Origin of the sequence: Stieleria mannarensis, assembly GCF_014154935.1 — a bacterium.
In the GTDB taxonomy this organism is placed as follows: Bacteria; Planctomycetota; Planctomycetia; order Pirellulales; family Pirellulaceae; genus Stieleria; species Stieleria mannarensis.
This window is the reverse complement of sequence record NZ_JACEHH010000065.1, coordinates 12,701-28,972: the sequence shown is the minus strand read 5'-3', so window position 1 is coordinate 28,972 and position 16,272 is coordinate 12,701. Positions and strand designations below refer to the sequence as shown.

General features: G+C 58.8%; 15 protein-coding genes. 2 read left to right on the top strand and 13 right to left on the bottom strand.

All coding sequences use genetic code 11. The features are described from left to right. Window positions 1-388: 388 nt before the first annotated feature. Together hemG and H1B37_RS29130 are read right to left on the bottom strand one after the other, a co-directional pair. Entirely contained in the window at window positions 389-1,873 is a 1,485-nt protein-coding gene (hemG, locus tag H1B37_RS29135; protein WP_182870807.1) for a protoporphyrinogen oxidase, read from the bottom strand. 36 nt (window positions 1,874-1,909) lie between these two features. Beyond that, window positions 1,910-3,250 carry a hypothetical protein gene (locus H1B37_RS29130; RefSeq protein ID WP_182870806.1) on the bottom strand — a complete coding sequence of 447 codons (1,341 nt, stop codon included), beginning with the start codon at window positions 3,248-3,250 and terminating at the stop codon, window positions 1,910-1,912. 201 nt (window positions 3,251-3,451) lie between these two features. Between H1B37_RS29130 and H1B37_RS29125 the strand changes: the two genes are divergently transcribed. Continuing rightward, on the top strand, window positions 3,452-4,384 hold the full coding sequence (locus tag H1B37_RS29125) for a ferredoxin--NADP reductase (RefSeq protein WP_182870805.1): 933 nt from the start codon (window positions 3,452-3,454) through the stop codon (window positions 4,382-4,384). A 120-nt stretch (window positions 4,385-4,504) separates the two neighbouring features. Continuing rightward, window positions 4,505-5,818, top strand: coding sequence for a glucose-1-phosphate adenylyltransferase (locus H1B37_RS29120; protein ID WP_286178331.1), 1,314 nt, complete (start codon window positions 4,505-4,507; stop codon window positions 5,816-5,818). On the opposite strand, the gene H1B37_RS29115 is transcribed toward H1B37_RS29120, so the two are convergent. Genes H1B37_RS29115 through H1B37_RS29065 form a run of 11 tightly spaced genes read right to left on the bottom strand, consistent with a single transcriptional unit; the run spans window position 5,815 to window position 16,238 of the window. Continuing rightward, entirely contained in the window at window positions 5,815-7,257 is a 1,443-nt protein-coding gene (locus H1B37_RS29115) for an NADH-quinone oxidoreductase subunit N (RefSeq protein WP_182870804.1), read from the bottom strand. The genes H1B37_RS29120 and H1B37_RS29115 overlap by 4 nt on opposite strands. A 32-nt stretch (window positions 7,258-7,289) precedes the next feature. Further along, window positions 7,290-8,804, bottom strand: a complete 1,515-nt coding sequence (locus H1B37_RS29110; protein WP_182870803.1) for a complex I subunit 4 family protein — start codon at window positions 8,802-8,804, stop codon at window positions 7,290-7,292. Window positions 8,805-8,831: 27 nt separating this feature from the next. Further along, complete coding sequence (gene nuoL, locus H1B37_RS29105; protein WP_220498423.1) at window positions 8,832-10,790, bottom strand: NADH-quinone oxidoreductase subunit L; 1,959 nt, start codon at window positions 10,788-10,790, stop codon at window positions 8,832-8,834. Continuing rightward, on the bottom strand, window positions 10,787-11,122 hold the full coding sequence (gene nuoK, locus H1B37_RS29100; protein WP_182870802.1) for an NADH-quinone oxidoreductase subunit NuoK: 336 nt from the start codon (window positions 11,120-11,122) through the stop codon (window positions 10,787-10,789). Before nuoK ends, nuoL begins: the two co-directional genes overlap by 4 nt. Window positions 11,123-11,124: 2 nt before the next feature. Then, window positions 11,125-11,712 carry an NADH-quinone oxidoreductase subunit J family protein gene (locus H1B37_RS29095; RefSeq protein ID WP_182870801.1) on the bottom strand — a complete coding sequence of 196 codons (588 nt, stop codon included), beginning with the start codon at window positions 11,710-11,712 and terminating at the stop codon, window positions 11,125-11,127. After that, window positions 11,705-12,403, bottom strand: a complete 699-nt coding sequence (locus H1B37_RS29090) for a 4Fe-4S binding protein (RefSeq protein ID WP_182870800.1) — start codon at window positions 12,401-12,403, stop codon at window positions 11,705-11,707. The genes H1B37_RS29095 and H1B37_RS29090 overlap by 8 nt, the downstream gene beginning before the upstream one ends. Window positions 12,404-12,416: 13 nt before the next feature. Continuing rightward, on the bottom strand, window positions 12,417-13,577 hold the full coding sequence (gene nuoH, locus H1B37_RS29085; protein WP_286178330.1) for an NADH-quinone oxidoreductase subunit NuoH: 1,161 nt from the start codon (window positions 13,575-13,577) through the stop codon (window positions 12,417-12,419). Between the two features lie 31 nt (window positions 13,578-13,608). Then, window positions 13,609-14,769, bottom strand: a complete 1,161-nt coding sequence (locus tag H1B37_RS29080; protein WP_182870799.1) for an NADH-quinone oxidoreductase subunit D — start codon at window positions 14,767-14,769, stop codon at window positions 13,609-13,611. Then, the gene (locus tag H1B37_RS29075) at window positions 14,766-15,233 is read right to left on the bottom strand and encodes an NADH-quinone oxidoreductase subunit C (protein ID WP_182870798.1); all 468 of its coding nucleotides are present in this window, start codon (window positions 15,231-15,233) and stop codon (window positions 14,766-14,768) included. The genes H1B37_RS29080 and H1B37_RS29075 overlap by 4 nt, the downstream gene beginning before the upstream one ends. Beyond that, complete coding sequence (locus tag H1B37_RS29070) at window positions 15,223-15,897, bottom strand: NADH-quinone oxidoreductase subunit B (protein ID WP_182870797.1); 675 nt, start codon at window positions 15,895-15,897, stop codon at window positions 15,223-15,225. Before H1B37_RS29070 ends, H1B37_RS29075 begins: the two co-directional genes overlap by 11 nt. Then, complete coding sequence (locus tag H1B37_RS29065) at window positions 15,885-16,238, bottom strand: NADH-quinone oxidoreductase subunit A (RefSeq protein WP_182870796.1); 354 nt, start codon at window positions 16,236-16,238, stop codon at window positions 15,885-15,887. Before H1B37_RS29065 ends, H1B37_RS29070 begins: the two co-directional genes overlap by 13 nt. Window positions 16,239-16,272: the final 34 nt, after the last annotated feature.

Here is a 16,272-nt window from a genome sequence, read left to right as displayed (position 1 = left end):
ATGATCCCTCTGGCTCGACAAACCCGCAGCGCCAAAGGTTCGCGCCTTAGCACTCCGGTAGACGGTAGTGGACGACGCGAGGAGTCCTCGCGGTACGCAAGCCGAATGGACTCGTCGCCTCGTCCACTACCCGCAAGCGCTGCGGCGGAATACGAGTGCTTTGTCAGCTTGTGGGAAAAGCCGCCCGCCGGTCGATCACGCAAGTAAATCTCTGACGATCGTTCCGTGCACATCGGTCAATCGGAAGCGTTCTTCCGCGACGACCGGAATCACACACAAACCAATCATGCCGGCGAAGAAAAGACGGATCATGGAATCACAATCGTCCAAGAGGCGGAGGGAAGGTGGGAGAGCGGAGCCCCACCAGTCTACCGAAAACAACGCCGTTTCACTCGGCCCCGCTTATCGTTTTGGCCGTCTTTTTTCCCGCCGCGATCACCGGGGCGATCCCGACGCCGCGTAAGGCGTTGGTGACCAGATGCAGGTGCGGAATCTGTGCCATCGCGGCTTCGATCGCTTCGACGCGTTTCAAATGACCGACGTGGTACTGGGGCATGGCATCGTTCCATCGAACGACGCGGGCAAGCGTTTCCCGGCCGGTCATTCCGATCAGCTCGGCCAGCTCACCGCGAACCATGTCAACCAGTTGGTCGTCGCTCTGCTGCAACAATTCCGGCTGCAGCGCCCCTCCGACAAACACTCGGATGATCACATGGTCCTCGGGGCAGCGGATCGGATACTTAAAACTGGCAAAGCTGACCGCCAGGATCTTGCGATTTTCGATTTTGGGAACGACGAATCCGAACTGGTGTGGCAACCGCGCGATCTGGGACTTGCGAACGCACAGCACGGCGATCGCGGTCGACGCGGATTGGATCGATGCAAGCGCGTCGGCTGCGGTTTGGCAAGGCGTTTCAACCGCGGCGTCATCGATCGAGCGAAGCAGTCTGGCCGAAGCCGCGGCCGGCGCGGCCAAGACGACTTGGTCAAAGGACTCCGCCCCGTGATCGAAGCTCAATTCCCATCGCTGCGAACGGTCGGCGGTGTAATGCAGGGCCGTGATCGGCGTGTCGGTCTGAATCGATTCCTCGCCGATCACCGCAGCAAGCGTGTCGATCAATTGCTTCATGCCGTTGGGAAAGCCGCGGAATTTTTCGTACCGCGCCCCGGCACTGTTTCGTTCGGTCACGTCCTGGTTCTCGCGCCGCCGGGCGAAGGTCGCCTTGGCCAGCGAACCGTGTTTCTTGACCATCGCGACCATCGGAGCCATCGTCGCGTTCATGCTCAGCTTTTCGATGTCGGCGGTGTAGATGCCTGCGACCAGGGGCCCGACCAGCCGATCGAGCACTTCACCGCCCATTCGATGGCGAACGAAATCTGCGACGCTGACGTCGTCGGCCCCGGTGTTCGGATTCGCTTGCCCGCCGACGAACCGTTCAGCCAAAAATCGCAACTTGCCGGGGATCGACAACAGCGGCGTCGTCACCATCTGCCAAAGCTTCGTCGCCCGCATCAAGACAAAGCCGTCAGGGATGGGCACCAATTTGCCTCGGTGCACGATCATCGCTCCGGCGCGCGAGGTGTCGGGGACGATCAACTGATCTTCGACTCCCAAATCACGACACAGCTGGATCGCCGCCGGCGGCTCGGTCGCAAACATGTCGGCCCCGTGATCGATCACAAAGCGACCATGCCCGGGCGTCTCGATGCGCTCGGTATGGATCACTCCCCCCAACCGCGACGACGATTCGTAAACCTTGATGATCGCGTGGGGTAAAAATCGTCTCAGATAGAACGCGGTGGCCAGTCCCGAAAGGCCACCGCCGATCACCGCAATCCGTTGTGGAACCGAGGGTGACGTCGACTCCGTCATAGCTTTATTGTTTCCGTCCAACTTGCAACAAACGACTTAAAAACCGTCCGTCGGCATGTTCATCTCCATTTCCATTTCCATCTCCATCTGCATGTCCATCTCCATTTCCATGTCGTAGTCGTCATAGCCATCCCCGTAGGAATTCATGCCGCGACGATTCCCGACGCCGAAACGCTGCATTTGGGTGACCAGGGGAGCGGTCATGGCGAACCAGCCGTCCATCGCCGAGTGGAACTCACGCGCCGATTGGGCTGCAAGGGCGGGCTGCAAAATCGGGTCCAACATCAACGGCACCATTTCCGCAAGCCCGCCGCCCAACAACGATCCGTCGGCGGTTCCGGCCAGCGTGTCTTCCCACGTCTTCATCGCTTCGGCCCATTTTTCGACGTCCGAATCGGCCGGCATCCAGATGCCATCGACCGTGATGAAGTTCATGCTTTGTTTGACGTCGCCGTAGCTGATTTCGACCGTCGCTTTGCCGTCCTTCTCATCTTTGACTTCATACGACAAGGGCTCGATCCCCAGCATCTCCATCTGCTCATACATCGATGCGATATGGGGCGCCAAGCGTCCGTCCAATTCGAGCAGCCATGTCCGCAGCGATTTCGTCGACAGTTCTTCCAACCGCAGCTGGTCCGGATCGATACCATCGCGGAGCAGCCCGCCGATCGACAACAACAACGATTTCAACCTGTCTCGGGAATCGGCATCGATTCCTTGCAAACGCGGGTGCGAGAAAACCCAACGTTGTCGCGTGATGATCAGGTCACCGATCGAGTGAACCGAGGTCAACGTTTGGCGCATCCCGGGCATGTCCAGCTTGGCGACGCTCATCCGCGTCAATCGCTCCAGATCATTCTGGTAATTCAGCGGCAACAAGTCGAAGGCCGCGATCAGCCCGTGTCCGTTTTTGTTTTGCTGGTCCATCCATTCCAGTTGTGCCAGCAGCCCGCCGGTGGAACTCAGTCGCTGGTAGGGCGGGGGTGTCGGGGGGGCCGGCAGCGGTGTCGGCGCCGGTGCGGCCGCCTCTTTGGCCTCCGCCAGGATTTGTTGCCGCAATTCGGCGCGTTTGCGCCGCTGTTCCTCGTCCAATCGACGCGCTTGGATTCGACTGTCGGCGATTAGATCATCGACACTGACGGACACGCGTCGCGATCCGGGCAACTCCAACACCACGTTGTTGCCCCACAATCCGATGAAGTCCGCTTCCACCGTGCGTGATCCGTCCAAACTGGTCCACCGCTCGGCGGCGAGCGATCTGCCGGCGGGGCCAATCAGTCCGCTCCAAGCGGTCACCATGGCGGCGATCGCAAACCCAACGGTCACACGGCGGGACGCCTCCTTGGTGCGGCGGCGATAATCGGTGCGGAGTGGCATGGTGAAACGGCTCGCGACGATCGGGGAACAAACGGGGGACACAGCTGGGAACGCGGGGCGGTGGGCGACCAGCGGCTCGGAAGTTCAGTATATTGCGAGAACGGTGTGATTACTGCGGCATTTTTCCTGGGTTTGCGATTTTGCACCCCCGTCAGCCTTCGTTCGGAGAAACACGTGCCCGTCTCGGAGAACCCCTCAGAAATGGACGTCCAAGCCCTGCGGGCCCATTATTATAACGCGACGATCATCGAAAGAATCGATTGCCACGAGAATCTGGCTCGGTTTCGGATCCGCCCCGATGACGGGGTTCCGCCGTTTCTAGCCGGCCAATACGTGACGCTGGGACTGGGGCTTTGGGAGCCTCGCTTGGAAGGCACCCAGGACGATGACGTGCCCGAAAACAAACGCTCGCGCGTCGTCAAACGCGCCTACTCGGTCTCCTGCCCGCTGTTGGATGATCAGCACGCCCTTGCGCCGGTGGACTCCATCGACTACCTGGAATTCTACATCGTGTTGGTCCGTGCCGCCGACAGCCCCGACAAAGCACCGCCGGCCTTGACCCCCAGACTTTTCTGTTTGGGCAAAGGAGACCGGATCGCGATCGGAAAAAAATTCGTCGGCACCTACACCCTCGGCAGCCCCGCCCCCGACGCAACCGTGTTGATGCTCGGGACCGGCACCGGCGAGGCGCCCCACAACGCGATGACCGCATCGCTGTTGGCCGGCGGTCACAAGGGGCGGATCATCAACGCCTGTTGCGTTCGCTACTTTCGCGACCTGGCCTACCATTCGCTGCATCTTTCGCTGATGGAACAGTTTCCCAACTACTGCTACCTGCCCTGCACGACGCGCGAAGCGGTCAATCTGGACCCCGACTTGCCGGGTTACGTCGGCAAACAATACATCCAGGATTATTACACCAGCGGGCAACTCGCCAAGGACGCCGGCGATCCGCTTTCGCCGACCAACACCCACGTCTTTTTGTGCGGCAACCCGGACATGATCGGCTACGTTCCGCCGGGCGTCGATCCGCCGAAAAAGTGCGGGATGTTGCCGTTGTTGATCGAGGCCGGTTTTCGCCACGAAATCCACGGCAGCGGCCCCGGCAGAATCCATTTTGAAAAATATTGGTAGCCTCTGGAACCTTTCCCGCGATCGTCGCGTGCATTAGAACGTGGAAGCCTCCATAATCTTCATTTGAATCGCCGCATTCGAATCCCACTCCCACTATTCCTAACACCCCTGCTGATTCGCATGACTTCTCATTCCGACTACCCGATGGACCTGTCAAAAAACACAATCGCGCTGATTCTCGGCGGCGGTCGCGGTACGCGGCTGTTTCCGTTGACAAAGATCCGCGCCAAACCCGCCGTCCCGCTGGCGGGCAAGTACCGCTTGATCGACATCCCGATTTCCAACTGCATCAACAGTGGCCTGCGTCGCGTTTTCGTGTTGACCCAATTCCTCTCGGTCAGCCTGCACCGCCACCTGCGTCAAACCTATCGATTCGACCAATTCACCGGCGGCTTCGTCGAACTACTCGCCGCCCAACAGACGGTCGATGCCGGAACCGATTGGTATCAGGGCACCGCCGATGCCGTTCGCAAGAACCTGCGCTACATCGATCAACCGGAAATCGAACACATCCTGATCCTGTCCGGCGACCAACTGTATCGGATGGATTTTCGCGACATGATGAAGTCGCACATCGACTCGGGCGCCGACGCGACCATCGCCGGCATCCCCGTTGATCGCAAAGACGCCGGCGCGCTGGGGATCATGCAACTCAATGACGACGGCCGAGTGACAGGGTTTGTCGAAAAACCGCAAACCGAAGAGGAAATCGCAAAGGTCCGCATGGATCCGGCCTGGATCGACGCCCGCGGCATCCCCAGCAAGGGACGCGACTGCCTGGCCAGCATGGGACTGTACATCTTTAAGAAAGACGTCATGGTTGATCTGCTGCACGGCAACGACCATTCCGACTTCGGCAAAGAAGTGTTCCCGGCGGCGATCGACAAACGCAAAGTCCAAGTGCACCTGTTCGACGGCTACTGGGAAGACATCGGAACGATCCGCGCGTTCTACGAAGCCAACCTCTCACTGGCCAGCAAAGCACCGCCGTTTCAACTCGGCAGCTTCAACGCGCCGATCTACAGCCGCCCGCGCTTCTTGCCGCCCACCGTGGTCGGCGACGACGTCACCATCCGCGGCAGCCTGATCGCCGACGGCTGCCACATCGGAAACAACGTCACGATCGAGCACAGCGTGATCGGATTGCGAACCACCATCGGTGACAACGTCACGATCAAAAACAGCGTCGTCATGGGCGCCGACTACATCGAAGACCCCGAAACCTTGCCTCCCGGGCGAATCCCCGTCGGCATCGGCAACAACAGCGTCATCAGCGGGGCCATCCTGGACAAAAACTCCCGGATCGGAACCGACGTTTCGATCACCAACGCCGAAAACGTCGACTCACTCGGCGAAGACGAGCCGCTGCAAGTCCGCGACGGGATCTCGATCGTCATCAAGAACGGCTCCATCCTGAACGGAACCAAGTTCTAAAACGCTCCCGCCATCCATTGACGTGATTGTTCGTAAATCGTTTCGTAGAAAAACGGAACGATTCCCAACACAATCATCAACACGGTCGAAAGCCCCATCGCCGTGACGATCGACCGTGACGGACGGATCGGCGGATCATCTTCAAACCCAGGCTCGATATACATCTGCCTGACGATCCGCAGGTAGTAGTACAGCGAGATCGTTGAATTGATCGCCGCGACCGCCACCAACCAATGAAACCCAGCCTTGGACGCCACGCTGAACAAGAAAAATTTGCCGACGAACCCGGAAAGCGGCGGGATCCCGGCCAAGCTGAACAACCCCAGCATCATCGCCAGAGCGACCAGCGGATTGGTCCGCGCCAAACCACGGTAGTCCTCGATCTGCTCCCGCCCGGTCTCGTTCAAATAGAACCCGATCACACCGAAGACCAGCATGTTGGTGACCACATAGACCAGCATGTAATACACCATGCTCGGGGCGCCGCTGCGATCAAGGAATCCCATGATCAGGTAACCCGCCTGTGAGATCGCGCTGAACGCCATGAAGCGTTTGATGTTGGTTTGCACCACCGCCACGACATTTCCCAACGTCATCGTCACCGCGGCCAACACGGCCAATGCCATCGAGACATCGGCCAAACCATTTCCCAGCACGCGATAGAACAGCTGAAACATGAATGCCAGCCCGGCCGCTTTGGATGCAACCGACAAATAGGCCGTCACCGGCAGCGGGGCGCCGCGATAGACATCGGCCGCCCACATGTGAAACGGCACCAGCGTCAGCTTGAACCCGATCCCGACAATGACCATCGCGATCGCCAGTTTGGTCGCCGGCCCAAAACTCAACTGTTCGCCCATCGTCAATAGATCGACCGATCCGGTCAGCCCGTACAGCAGCCCCAACCCGAACAGCAAGGCGCCGGTGGACGTTGCCCCCAAGATGCTGTACTTCATCCCGGCTTCGGACGACAGCGGGTCACCGCGCCGCCATGCGACCATCAGATACAGCGGGATCGTCGCCAATTCCAAACAGACATACAGATTGACCAAATTGGTGGCCGAAATCAGAAACATCGCCCCCACCAGGTTGAACAACATCACCGTGTAAAACTCGCCCCGATACAACAGGCCTCGATCTCGCCCCGGAACTGCTTTGATCCGGCCACCGAGCAAATCAGCCGACAGCAAGACCGTCAGCAGCCCGGCCGACAAGAACGAGATCTTGAACCATCCGGTGACGCCGTCGAATCGAAACTGGCCGTTCAGAAATTCTCCCTCGCCGCGGATCATCAGATCGACGACCGCCGCCAGCCCGATCGCCAACCCCAACAACGTCACCGGCGTCTGCCAGGGCCGATGACGCGGCGGCAAAAACATTTCCATGCCCAGCACCGCAAAGGCGGTCGTGATGACAATGATTTCCGGTTGTAGATACATGATGTCGATGAGGTGGTGATGTCGGCCGTGTTTTAAAAACGATTGACGATCGGAACAATCGCGTGTTCGATCAAGTCGATCAGCACCGGCGGATACATTCCGACGATCGCCAACGTGGCGACCAGAATTCCCGTGCAAAGCTTTTCCGCGACGGTGGCGTCGTCGAGCTGGTTGAATTGTGGATTGGAGATTTTGCCTTGAAACACACGCGCCAGCCCGCGTAACACATAAACCGCGGTCACCACGATCGAAGACGTCGCAAGCAAGGTGCAAACACGCATCGTGCTCGAATCGACCCAGCGGTTGCCGAAGAATCCGCCCAGAAAAACCGTCGACTCGGCGACAAACCCCGACAACCCCGGCAGCCCCAGCGACGCCAAACCGCCGATATAAAAACTGGTCGCCAACCAGGGCATCCGCCTCGACAGACCTCCCATCTTGGTCAAATCACGCGTCTTCGAACGCCCGTAAACCATCCCGATCAACCCGAAAAACAGCCCCGTCATGATCCCGTGGCTGAACATCTGGATCACCGCCCCCTTGAATCCCATCAGGTTCAGCGAGCACAGGCCGAACAGGACAAACCCGCAATGGCTGACCGACGAATACGCGGTGAAGTACTTCAGATCGGTCTGTTTGATCGCCGCATAGGCGCCGTACACGATGTTGATGGTGGTCAGCACCAGGAAGAATAGCGCCCACTGCTTTGCCCCTTCGGGCATCAGGTACACCGCCACCCGCAACACGCCGTAACCACCCAATTTCATCAGCACACCGGCGTGCAGCATCGAGACGGCCGTGGGTGCCGACGCGTGACCGTCGGGCGACCAGGTGTGAAACGGAAACAGTGCCCCCAGCACCCCGAACCCGACGAACACACAGGGAAAAACCCAGGATTGCAAATCGGCAGAATAGTCGACCATCGCCAACTTGTTCAAATCAAACGTCGCCGCCCCGGCCGCGTGATAAAGCGCCAACAATCCGACCAACACGAATGCCGATCCGACCATCAGCATCAACGTCAACTTCATCGCCGAGTATTCTTTGCGGCCCGTCCCCCACACGCCGATCAACAAGTACATCGGCAACACGGCGACTTCATAGAAGACGAAAAACAGGAACAGGTCGACGCTGATGAACACCCCAAAAACACCGGTCACCAACACCAACAGAAACGCGAAAAATTCGCGTGATCGTTCCTTGACGTCCCAACTGGCCAACACGCCGGTGAAAATGATGATCGCGGTCAACACGATCATCGCCATCGAAATCCCGTCCACACCGACGTGATACTCGATCCCCATGCTGGAAAACCAAGGCACGGCGTGTTCGAACTCCATCTTGGAAACCGTCAACAGCGATGCATCCCCGGCACGCTGTTGGACCGCCTGCATGTACGTCGCGCTCATCACAAATGACAGCGCCAACACGATCCCCGTCCCCCACAACGCGATCCAACGCCGGGCATACCACTTGGATTCAGGCGTCACGACGACACCCAGTGCCGTCGCCAGCGGAATCAATATCAGCAGACTTAACCAACTCATTCCAGCCTTATTCCTTGCACCACTGCGCTACCGTTGAACGAGCCACAGAAACACCATGACCAAGATCGTGCCATTGATCATCCAGATCCCGTACGTCTGAACTTGCCCGGTCTGAAACACGTTCATCCCAGCCGCGAACCGGTGGACCACCGCCGCCGACAGATTCATCGCACCGTCGACGACATGGCGATCGAACCAGGCCGCCGGTGCGGCGATGAAGCGGAAGATCATGTGCGTCAAAAACAAATAGATTTCGTCGATGTAAAACTTGTGCTTGACCAGACGGTAAACGCCACCGAGCGACCGCGCGATCGTTTCCGCTCGATTCGTCTGACCGCCATACATCCAAAACGCGGCTCCGATCCCGACCGCCGCCGCGGCGACCGAGATCCCCATCACCGCCAAGTGGGCATGAAGCTCGACGCCCGGCAAGACAAAGTGTGACACGCCGATCCAGCCACCACACAGCGACATCACACCGAGAACGACCAACGGGATCGTCATCACCGGTGGCGATTCGTGGGCACGCTCGGCCTCCGCCGATCGGCAACCGCCCAGGAACGTCAGGATGTACAACCGAAACATGTAAAACGCAGTCAAGGATGCCACAAACACTCCGACGCCAAAAATCAGCGCGTGATGCCCGTCCCATGCCGCACCCAGGATTTCATCCTTTGAAAAGAACCCGGCCAACGGAGGCACGCCGGCGATTGCAAGCGTCGCCGTCAGAAACGTCGCGTGCGTCCAAGGCATCTTTTTCCGCAACCCTCCCATCTCGGTCACCTCGTTGCTACCAACCGCATGGATCACCGAACCGGCACCCAAGAACAACAGGGCCTTGAAGAATGCGTGCGTGTACAGGTGAAACATCGACGCCCCGAATCCGGCCGGGTGCTCCGCCGACGCGACGCCCAACGCCAACATCATGTATCCGATCTGGCTGAGCGTCGAAAACGCCAGCACACGTTTGATGTCCGTCTGGGTGCACGCAATCACCGCGGCGAACAAGCACGTAAAACTGCCCACCGCGGCGACGACGCGGAGCGCATCCTCCGAGGCCGCGAAACCGGGAAACATCCGCGCCACCAGATAAACGCCGGCGACCACCATCGTCGCCGCATGGATCAATGCCGACACCGGCGTCGGCCCGGCCATCGCGTCGGGCAGCCAGACATGCAGCGGAAACATCGCACTCTTGCCCGCCGCACCGACGAACACCAACAGCATCGCGACGGTCAGCAAGTCCGTGCCGAAGATGCCCGTCTGGCCCTTGAGCGCCAGCAACACACTGTCCGCATTGATCGTGGCGAAATCCAAAGCCTGCGTTTGCGTGGTCGCTGCGCCGACGACCGAAGCGGCGCTGCCACCGGCAACGACCAACTGATGCACATAAAAGCCCAGCACCAGAATCCCGGCCAGAAAAAACAGATCGGCGAACCGCGTCACGATGAACGCCTTCTTCGATGCCGCGATCGCTTCGGGCAACGTGTAATAGAATCCGATCAACAGAAAGGAACTGACACCGACCAATTCCCAAAACACATACATCTGAACCAGATTCGGCGCCAGCACCAAACCCAACATGCTGAACGTGAACAAGCTGAGAAAGACGTAATAGCGTGAAAACCCTTCGTCACCGGCCATGTAGCCGAGCGAATAGACGTGGACCAGCAAGCTGACACTGGTTACCACCACCAACAACAACAGCGAGATCGGATCGATTAGCGTCCCGAGTGAAACGACCAGATGATCCTGATAGCGCAACCACTCGATGCTCCAGGTCACCGCGGCGGCCCCCTGGTCGGCCAACCGCAGATAGGACACTCCCAGCCAACAGGTCATCAGGAACGCCACCCCGATGGCCGCCGAACCGATCATCCCGGCCAGGCCACGGTTCTCCCCGCGCGCCAGCACGGCGATCAGTAGGATGGCGATCAACGGCATGGCCGGAATCAACCAGGCGTTTTCGAAAATGAATCCCGTCACGGCGTCGAGTTCCCCGGATGGCAAATTTGGTTGGCCTCAGTCACATCCAGCGTGTGGCGATGCCGGTAGAACGAAACGAAGATCGCCAGCGCCACCACCGCCTCGGCCGCCGCGACGGCGATCACGAACAACGCCATCACCTGGCCATCGACATCGCCCGAAGCGACAAATCGGTTGAAGATCACCAGGTTCAGCACGGCGGAATTCAGCATCAGCTCGATCGACAACAGAATCCCGACGGCATTGCGCCGCGTGAAGATGCCGTACAGGCCGATCGAAAACAGCAAGGCCGAGAGCGCCAGCCAGTGCGTCAGGGTTGGAGGGTGCAACATCGTCAACGTCCGACATCTGATGGATGGTTCGCCAATCCCTGGTCCTGGTCCGACTCCTCGTCTTCCGGCGCATGCTTTCGCGCGATCACGATACCGCCGATCAACGCCGACAACAGCAACAACGAAATCACTTCGAACGGCACGATGTAGCCGTCGCCTTGGTTGCTGAGCAGTTTACGACCGATTTCATCGGCCCCTTCATGGGACACCGCCAGCTGCTCCGCCGTCGGCACCGGAAAATCGGCATTCAAATACGCTGACAACGTGACCGTGAAAAACGCCGCCGCGACCGTGGCCCCGGCGACGCGGCGGCGGAGTGTCGGTTGTTGTTCAAACGTGTGCCCTTGGCTGGTCATCATGATCGCGAACAACAGCATGACCACGATGCCACCGATAAACACCAACACCTGGATGCCTGCGACGAACTCAAACCCCAGCACCAGTGTCAAACCGGCGCTGCTGCCGAGCACGCCGATCAAACAGATCGCCGATCGCAACAACCGTCGCCCCAGCACGACGCCGAGTGCGAGCGCGATCGAGGAAGCGGCGAAAAGGTAAAAGAAAACCGTCGAAATGGCCCCGTCATGCATCGTCTGATTTCCCCGTGTCCAACTTGGGAATCCCATCCAACTCGCCGCCGCACATCGGCACCGGACCGTGGTACTTGTTCATCGGTTTCATCTGAGCCTTGGCCAGTTCTTCATCGCCGAGCTTTTCCAACTGGTCGGCGGTGGGACCGGCGTACTCGTTCAGGTTGAACACCAGCAGACGCCGGTCATAGACCGACGATTCAAAATCGCCGGTCATCTCCAGCGTGTCGAACGGACAGACCAGGACACAGATGTTGCAAAACGTGCAGGTGTCCTGTCGCCAAATGAATTGGTCCAGCGCCGGTTTACCGGTCGCTTCGTTCTTTTTGTCTTTGGTGACGATGATCGACCCGTTGGGGCAAAGGCGTTCGCAAATCTGGCACCCCGTGCATCCGTGTTCGCCGTCCTCGTTGTGAATCAATGACAATCGCCCGCGATACCGCTCGAACATCTGCAACGTGTCGCGGTTTTCGGGGTACTGTTGCGTCACCACCGTCGATGGACGGCGAAAGTAGCTGAGCGTCGTCAGCAATCCTCGCAAGATTCCTTTGAAGGATAGCCACAAGATCCCCGACAGGCTGCGACGCCGGCCCATGATCGACGGCCTCGGTGCGACGCACTGTGATTTCAAGTCGCCGAAATCCATCGGCGGGCTCTCGGTATCCGCTTGGTCGGGTGTCGTCGTGGCCATGGTCAAACGCCATTCATGTCGCGGTCGGGAAAAAGTACAGTCCGGTCAGCACCACGGTCGCCGCCAGGATCAGGTTGGCAAAACCGAAAGGCAACAGCACCTTCCATTCCAGCCGCATCAGTTGGTCCATGCGCAGCCGTGGAAAGGTCCAGCGGAACCACATCAACAAAAAGATCAACGCCGTGCATTTGATGCCGAACCAGAACAATGGCGAAATCACCGGCGGCAAGATGTCCATCACGCGGTTGAACCCTTCATAGTCGCCGATATGAAACGGCAACCAACCGCCCAGGAAGAACGTCGTCGCGAGGGCCGAAAACACAAACAGGTTGGCGAATTCGGCGAGAAAAAAGAACGAAAACCGCAAACCGCTGTATTCGGTGTGATAACCGCCGGTCAATTCGCTCTCACCTTCGGGCAAATCGAACGGCGTCCGATTCAATTCGGCCGTGGACGCGATCAGGTACAAACAAAATGCGACGATCGCCACGCCATGGCCCCGCCAGATCCACCAGCCCTGTTGTTGGCTTTCGATGATCTCTGAAACACGCAACGTCCCCGAAAACATCACCACCACCAGGATCGCGATCGTCAACGAGATCTCATAGGAAATCATCTGCGCTCCCGCCCGCATCGCGCCCAACAGTGACCACTTGTTGTCACTGCTCCAGCCGCCCATCAGAATCCCCATCACGCCGATACCGCTGACCGCCGCGATGTAGACCACCCCCACGTTCATGTCGACGACTTGGATCCCGGGGGCCACCGGGACGATCGCCAACAACAGGATCGTGGCCGTGATGCTGAAAATCGGCGCGCCGATGAAAATCACCTTGTCGCCGTGCCCCGGTTCGATGCCTTCCTTGAACAACAGCTTGATGCCGTCGGCCAACGATTGCAGAATCCCGTGCGGGCCGACTCGCATCGGTCCCAGCCGGCATTGAAAATGACCGGCCACCTTGCGTTCGATATAGCTCATCACCAAACCGAGCACCGACACCACGATCAACACCGCGACCAACCCGATCACGATGTAAAACGCCGCGCCCCAAATGCCGTGCTGCAGCGCTTCGGCGGCACGCTCGGACACCGTCGGCACGCGTTCCATGGACGGTGCGGCGCCGGCAGACGCCGGATCAGCCTGAGCCAGCAGCGGTGTCGAAATCAGATTCATCAGAGCCTGTGCCACAGCGATGAAATCCTCCCTAGCGGTCGATGTCCGGGATCACCAGATCCAATGATGACATGGCCCCGATCAGTGACGCGATGTAGTCGCCTTTGATCATCGGTTCCAGGCACCACAGGTTGTTAAAGTTCGGCGAGCGATAGTGCAGGCGATACGGTTCGTCTTTCTTGTCCGAAGTGATGAATACACCGAGGATCCCGCGTGCCGTTTCGAGCTGGCTATAATAACGCCCCTCGGGAAGCTTGATTTTGGAATTCAGTTTCTTGACCAGAAAATCGCCCGGCGGAATGTTGTCGAGCAGCTGTTCGACGATCCGCAGCGATTGGCGCATCTCCTCGACCCGCACCCAGTAGCGGTCCCAGCTGTCACCGACCGTGCCGACCGGGACTTCGAAATCGACTTGGTCATAGACGCCATAGGGATGGTCTTTTCTTAAATCAAACGCGACGCCCGACCCGCGCAATACCGGCCCCGTCGCGCCGTACTGGACGGCCGTTTGTGCCGACAACACGCCCACGTTTCGCAGCCGCTCCTGGATGATGACGTTGTTCGTCAACAAGTCGTCGTATTCATCCAACTTGGGACGGAAATACTTGATGAACTCTTTGACGCGGTTGACGAAATTCGGATGGATGTCGGCCATCAGCCCGCCCGGCAGCACGTAGTTCATCGTCAACCGGGCACCGATCGTTTCCTCCATCACGTCGTTCAGGACCTCGCGATCACGGATCCCGTACAAAAACGGCGTGAACGCCCCCAGGTCCATTCCCAACACGCCCCACCACAACTGATGGCTCTGGATCCGCTCCAATTCGGCAAAGATCGTGCGGATGTACCGGATCCGATCGTTCACCTCGATGCCGGCCGCCTCCTCGACCGCCTTGGCGACCGCCCAGTTGTTCATGATCGACGACAGGTAATCCATGCGGTCGGTCAGATGAACACAATTCATGTAGTTCATGTGCTCGGAGATCTTCTCGATGCTGCGGTGGATATAGCCGAGCACCGGGATGCATCGCAGAACGCGTTCGCCGTCCAGTTTCAACACCAGCCGCAACACGCCGTGGGTCGACGGGTGCTGCGGGCCCATGTTGACGAAGTACTCTTGGGTGTCCGGCGAACCGCTGGTTCCGCTGGCTTGTTCCACGAGTTCTTTCAGGGATGAAACTTCTACGGTCATCTTGGCCTGTCGAGCATGAAGTCGTCCTGATAGTCCTTGCGCAGCGGAAACCCGATCCAATCATCCTCCAGAAACAGCCGCCTGAGATCCGGATGATCCTCGTACAACACGCCGAACAGGTCGTACACCTCGCGTTCCTGCCACTCGGCGACCGGGTACAGGCGACAGACCGTCGGGACACGGGGATCTTCGCGCGGGACGAAGACGGAGACAAATAGAAAATGCTTGTGCTTGAACGAATAAAGGTGATAGACCAATTCGAACTGCCCGCGATCGATCCAGTCGACCGCCACGTGGTCCAGCAACTGGGCAAAGGAAAACTCCGGCTCGTCACGCAGCCGCCGCAAAATCGCCGGCAGTGCGGCGGCTTCGACGACGACCGCCGCCCGGTCCGCATTTTCCTCCAGCGGCCGGATCGACGAATCGAGCTGGCAGACCGCCGCTTGCAATGTTTCACGATCCATCGTTGGTCCCGCTCGGCCACTTGAGTTTGTCGACCGCTTGGTGGACATCGACCACGTTTTCCTTGACCAGCAATTCCTTCATTTCGCCTTGGATGTCCTCCATCGTCACGCCTTCGGGAAGCGCGCTGATGACCGGCTTGCGGCGGACGCCTGGCTCGCGAATCGTCTCGCCCTCCTTGATCATTTTTTGCAACGTCAGCAAACCGTGGAACAACTGCTCCGGACGCGGCGGACAGCCGGGAACATAAACGTCGACCGGAATGATCTCGTCGGCACCCCGCACGGTGGTGTAGGAGTGATAGATAAACGGGCCGCCGGAAATCGTGCAGGCCCCCGTGGCGATCACGTACCGCGGCTCGGCCATCTGTTCGTACAAGGTCCGCAAACGCGGTGCCATCCGTTTGACGATCGTTCCCGCCAGGATCAATAAATCCGCTTGACGCGGCGACGGCCGCGCCACCTCCGCGCCGAAACGTGCCATGTCATGCCGCGGGCCACCGGTGGCCATCAACATCTCGATCGCACAGCAACTGGTGCCGAACGTCAGCGGCCAAAGGCTGTTGGCTCGCGCCCAGTTGATGATCTCGTCGAACCGAGTCACCAAGACATTCCCGCCCGGCACCTTCTCCAACGCACCGGGCAACTTGTCCGTTACGATTCCCATTCCAACACCCCCTTCTTCCATGCATAGACCAGACCGACGACCAAAACCAGCACGAACATCAACACCTCGATCAATCCGATGATCCCCAGCTCACGCAGCACCACCGCCCACGGAAACAAAAACGCGGCTTCGACGTCAAAAACCAAAAACAGAATCGCAAACAAATAATACGCAACGTTGAAGTTAATCGACGACGATCCGATCGTCTCTTCGCCACATTCATACGGCGATTGCTTCACCTTGGTTGGATTCCGGGGCGCCAATAAGTACGACGCCAGGATGCCGCCCAGCACCATCGCAACCCCCAAGCATACGAACAGAAAGACGAAAAGATAATCCATGTCTGCGACTTGCACTCTGCAACCAAAGTTAGAT

What these genes read in the sequence shown, in the direction of transcription:
- H1B37_RS29130 (WP_182870806.1), bottom strand. Translation starts at nt 3,250, where the DNA reads ATGCCACTCCGCACCGATTATCGCCGCCGCACCAAGGAGGCGTCCCGC.
- H1B37_RS29120 (WP_286178331.1), top strand. Translation starts at nt 4,505, where the DNA reads ATGACTTCTCATTCCGACTACCCGATGGACCTGTCAAAAAACACAATC.
- H1B37_RS29110 (WP_182870803.1), bottom strand. Translation starts at nt 8,804, where the DNA reads ATGAGTTGGTTAAGTCTGCTGATATTGATTCCGCTGGCGACGGCACTG.
- H1B37_RS29080 (WP_182870799.1), bottom strand. Translation starts at nt 14,769, where the DNA reads ATGACCGTAGAAGTTTCATCCCTGAAAGAACTCGTGGAACAAGCCAGC.
- H1B37_RS29090 (WP_182870800.1), bottom strand. Translation starts at nt 12,403, where the DNA reads ATGGCCACGACGACACCCGACCAAGCGGATACCGAGAGCCCGCCGATG.
- H1B37_RS29125 (WP_182870805.1), top strand. Translation starts at nt 3,452, where the DNA reads ATGGACGTCCAAGCCCTGCGGGCCCATTATTATAACGCGACGATCATC.
- H1B37_RS29065 (WP_182870796.1), bottom strand. Translation starts at nt 16,238, where the DNA reads ATGGATTATCTTTTCGTCTTTCTGTTCGTATGCTTGGGGGTTGCGATG.
- H1B37_RS29070 (WP_182870797.1), bottom strand. Translation starts at nt 15,897, where the DNA reads ATGGGAATCGTAACGGACAAGTTGCCCGGTGCGTTGGAGAAGGTGCCG.
- H1B37_RS29075 (WP_182870798.1), bottom strand. Translation starts at nt 15,233, where the DNA reads ATGGATCGTGAAACATTGCAAGCGGCGGTCTGCCAGCTCGATTCGTCG.
- H1B37_RS29115 (WP_182870804.1), bottom strand. Translation starts at nt 7,257, where the DNA reads ATGTATCTACAACCGGAAATCATTGTCATCACGACCGCCTTTGCGGTG.
- H1B37_RS29095 (WP_182870801.1), bottom strand. Translation starts at nt 11,712, where the DNA reads ATGCATGACGGGGCCATTTCGACGGTTTTCTTTTACCTTTTCGCCGCT.
- nuoK (WP_182870802.1), bottom strand. Translation starts at nt 11,122, where the DNA reads ATGTTGCACCCTCCAACCCTGACGCACTGGCTGGCGCTCTCGGCCTTG.
- hemG (WP_182870807.1), bottom strand. Translation starts at nt 1,873, where the DNA reads ATGACGGAGTCGACGTCACCCTCGGTTCCACAACGGATTGCGGTGATC.
- nuoH (WP_286178330.1), bottom strand. Translation starts at nt 13,577, where the DNA reads ATGAATCTGATTTCGACACCGCTGCTGGCTCAGGCTGATCCGGCGTCT.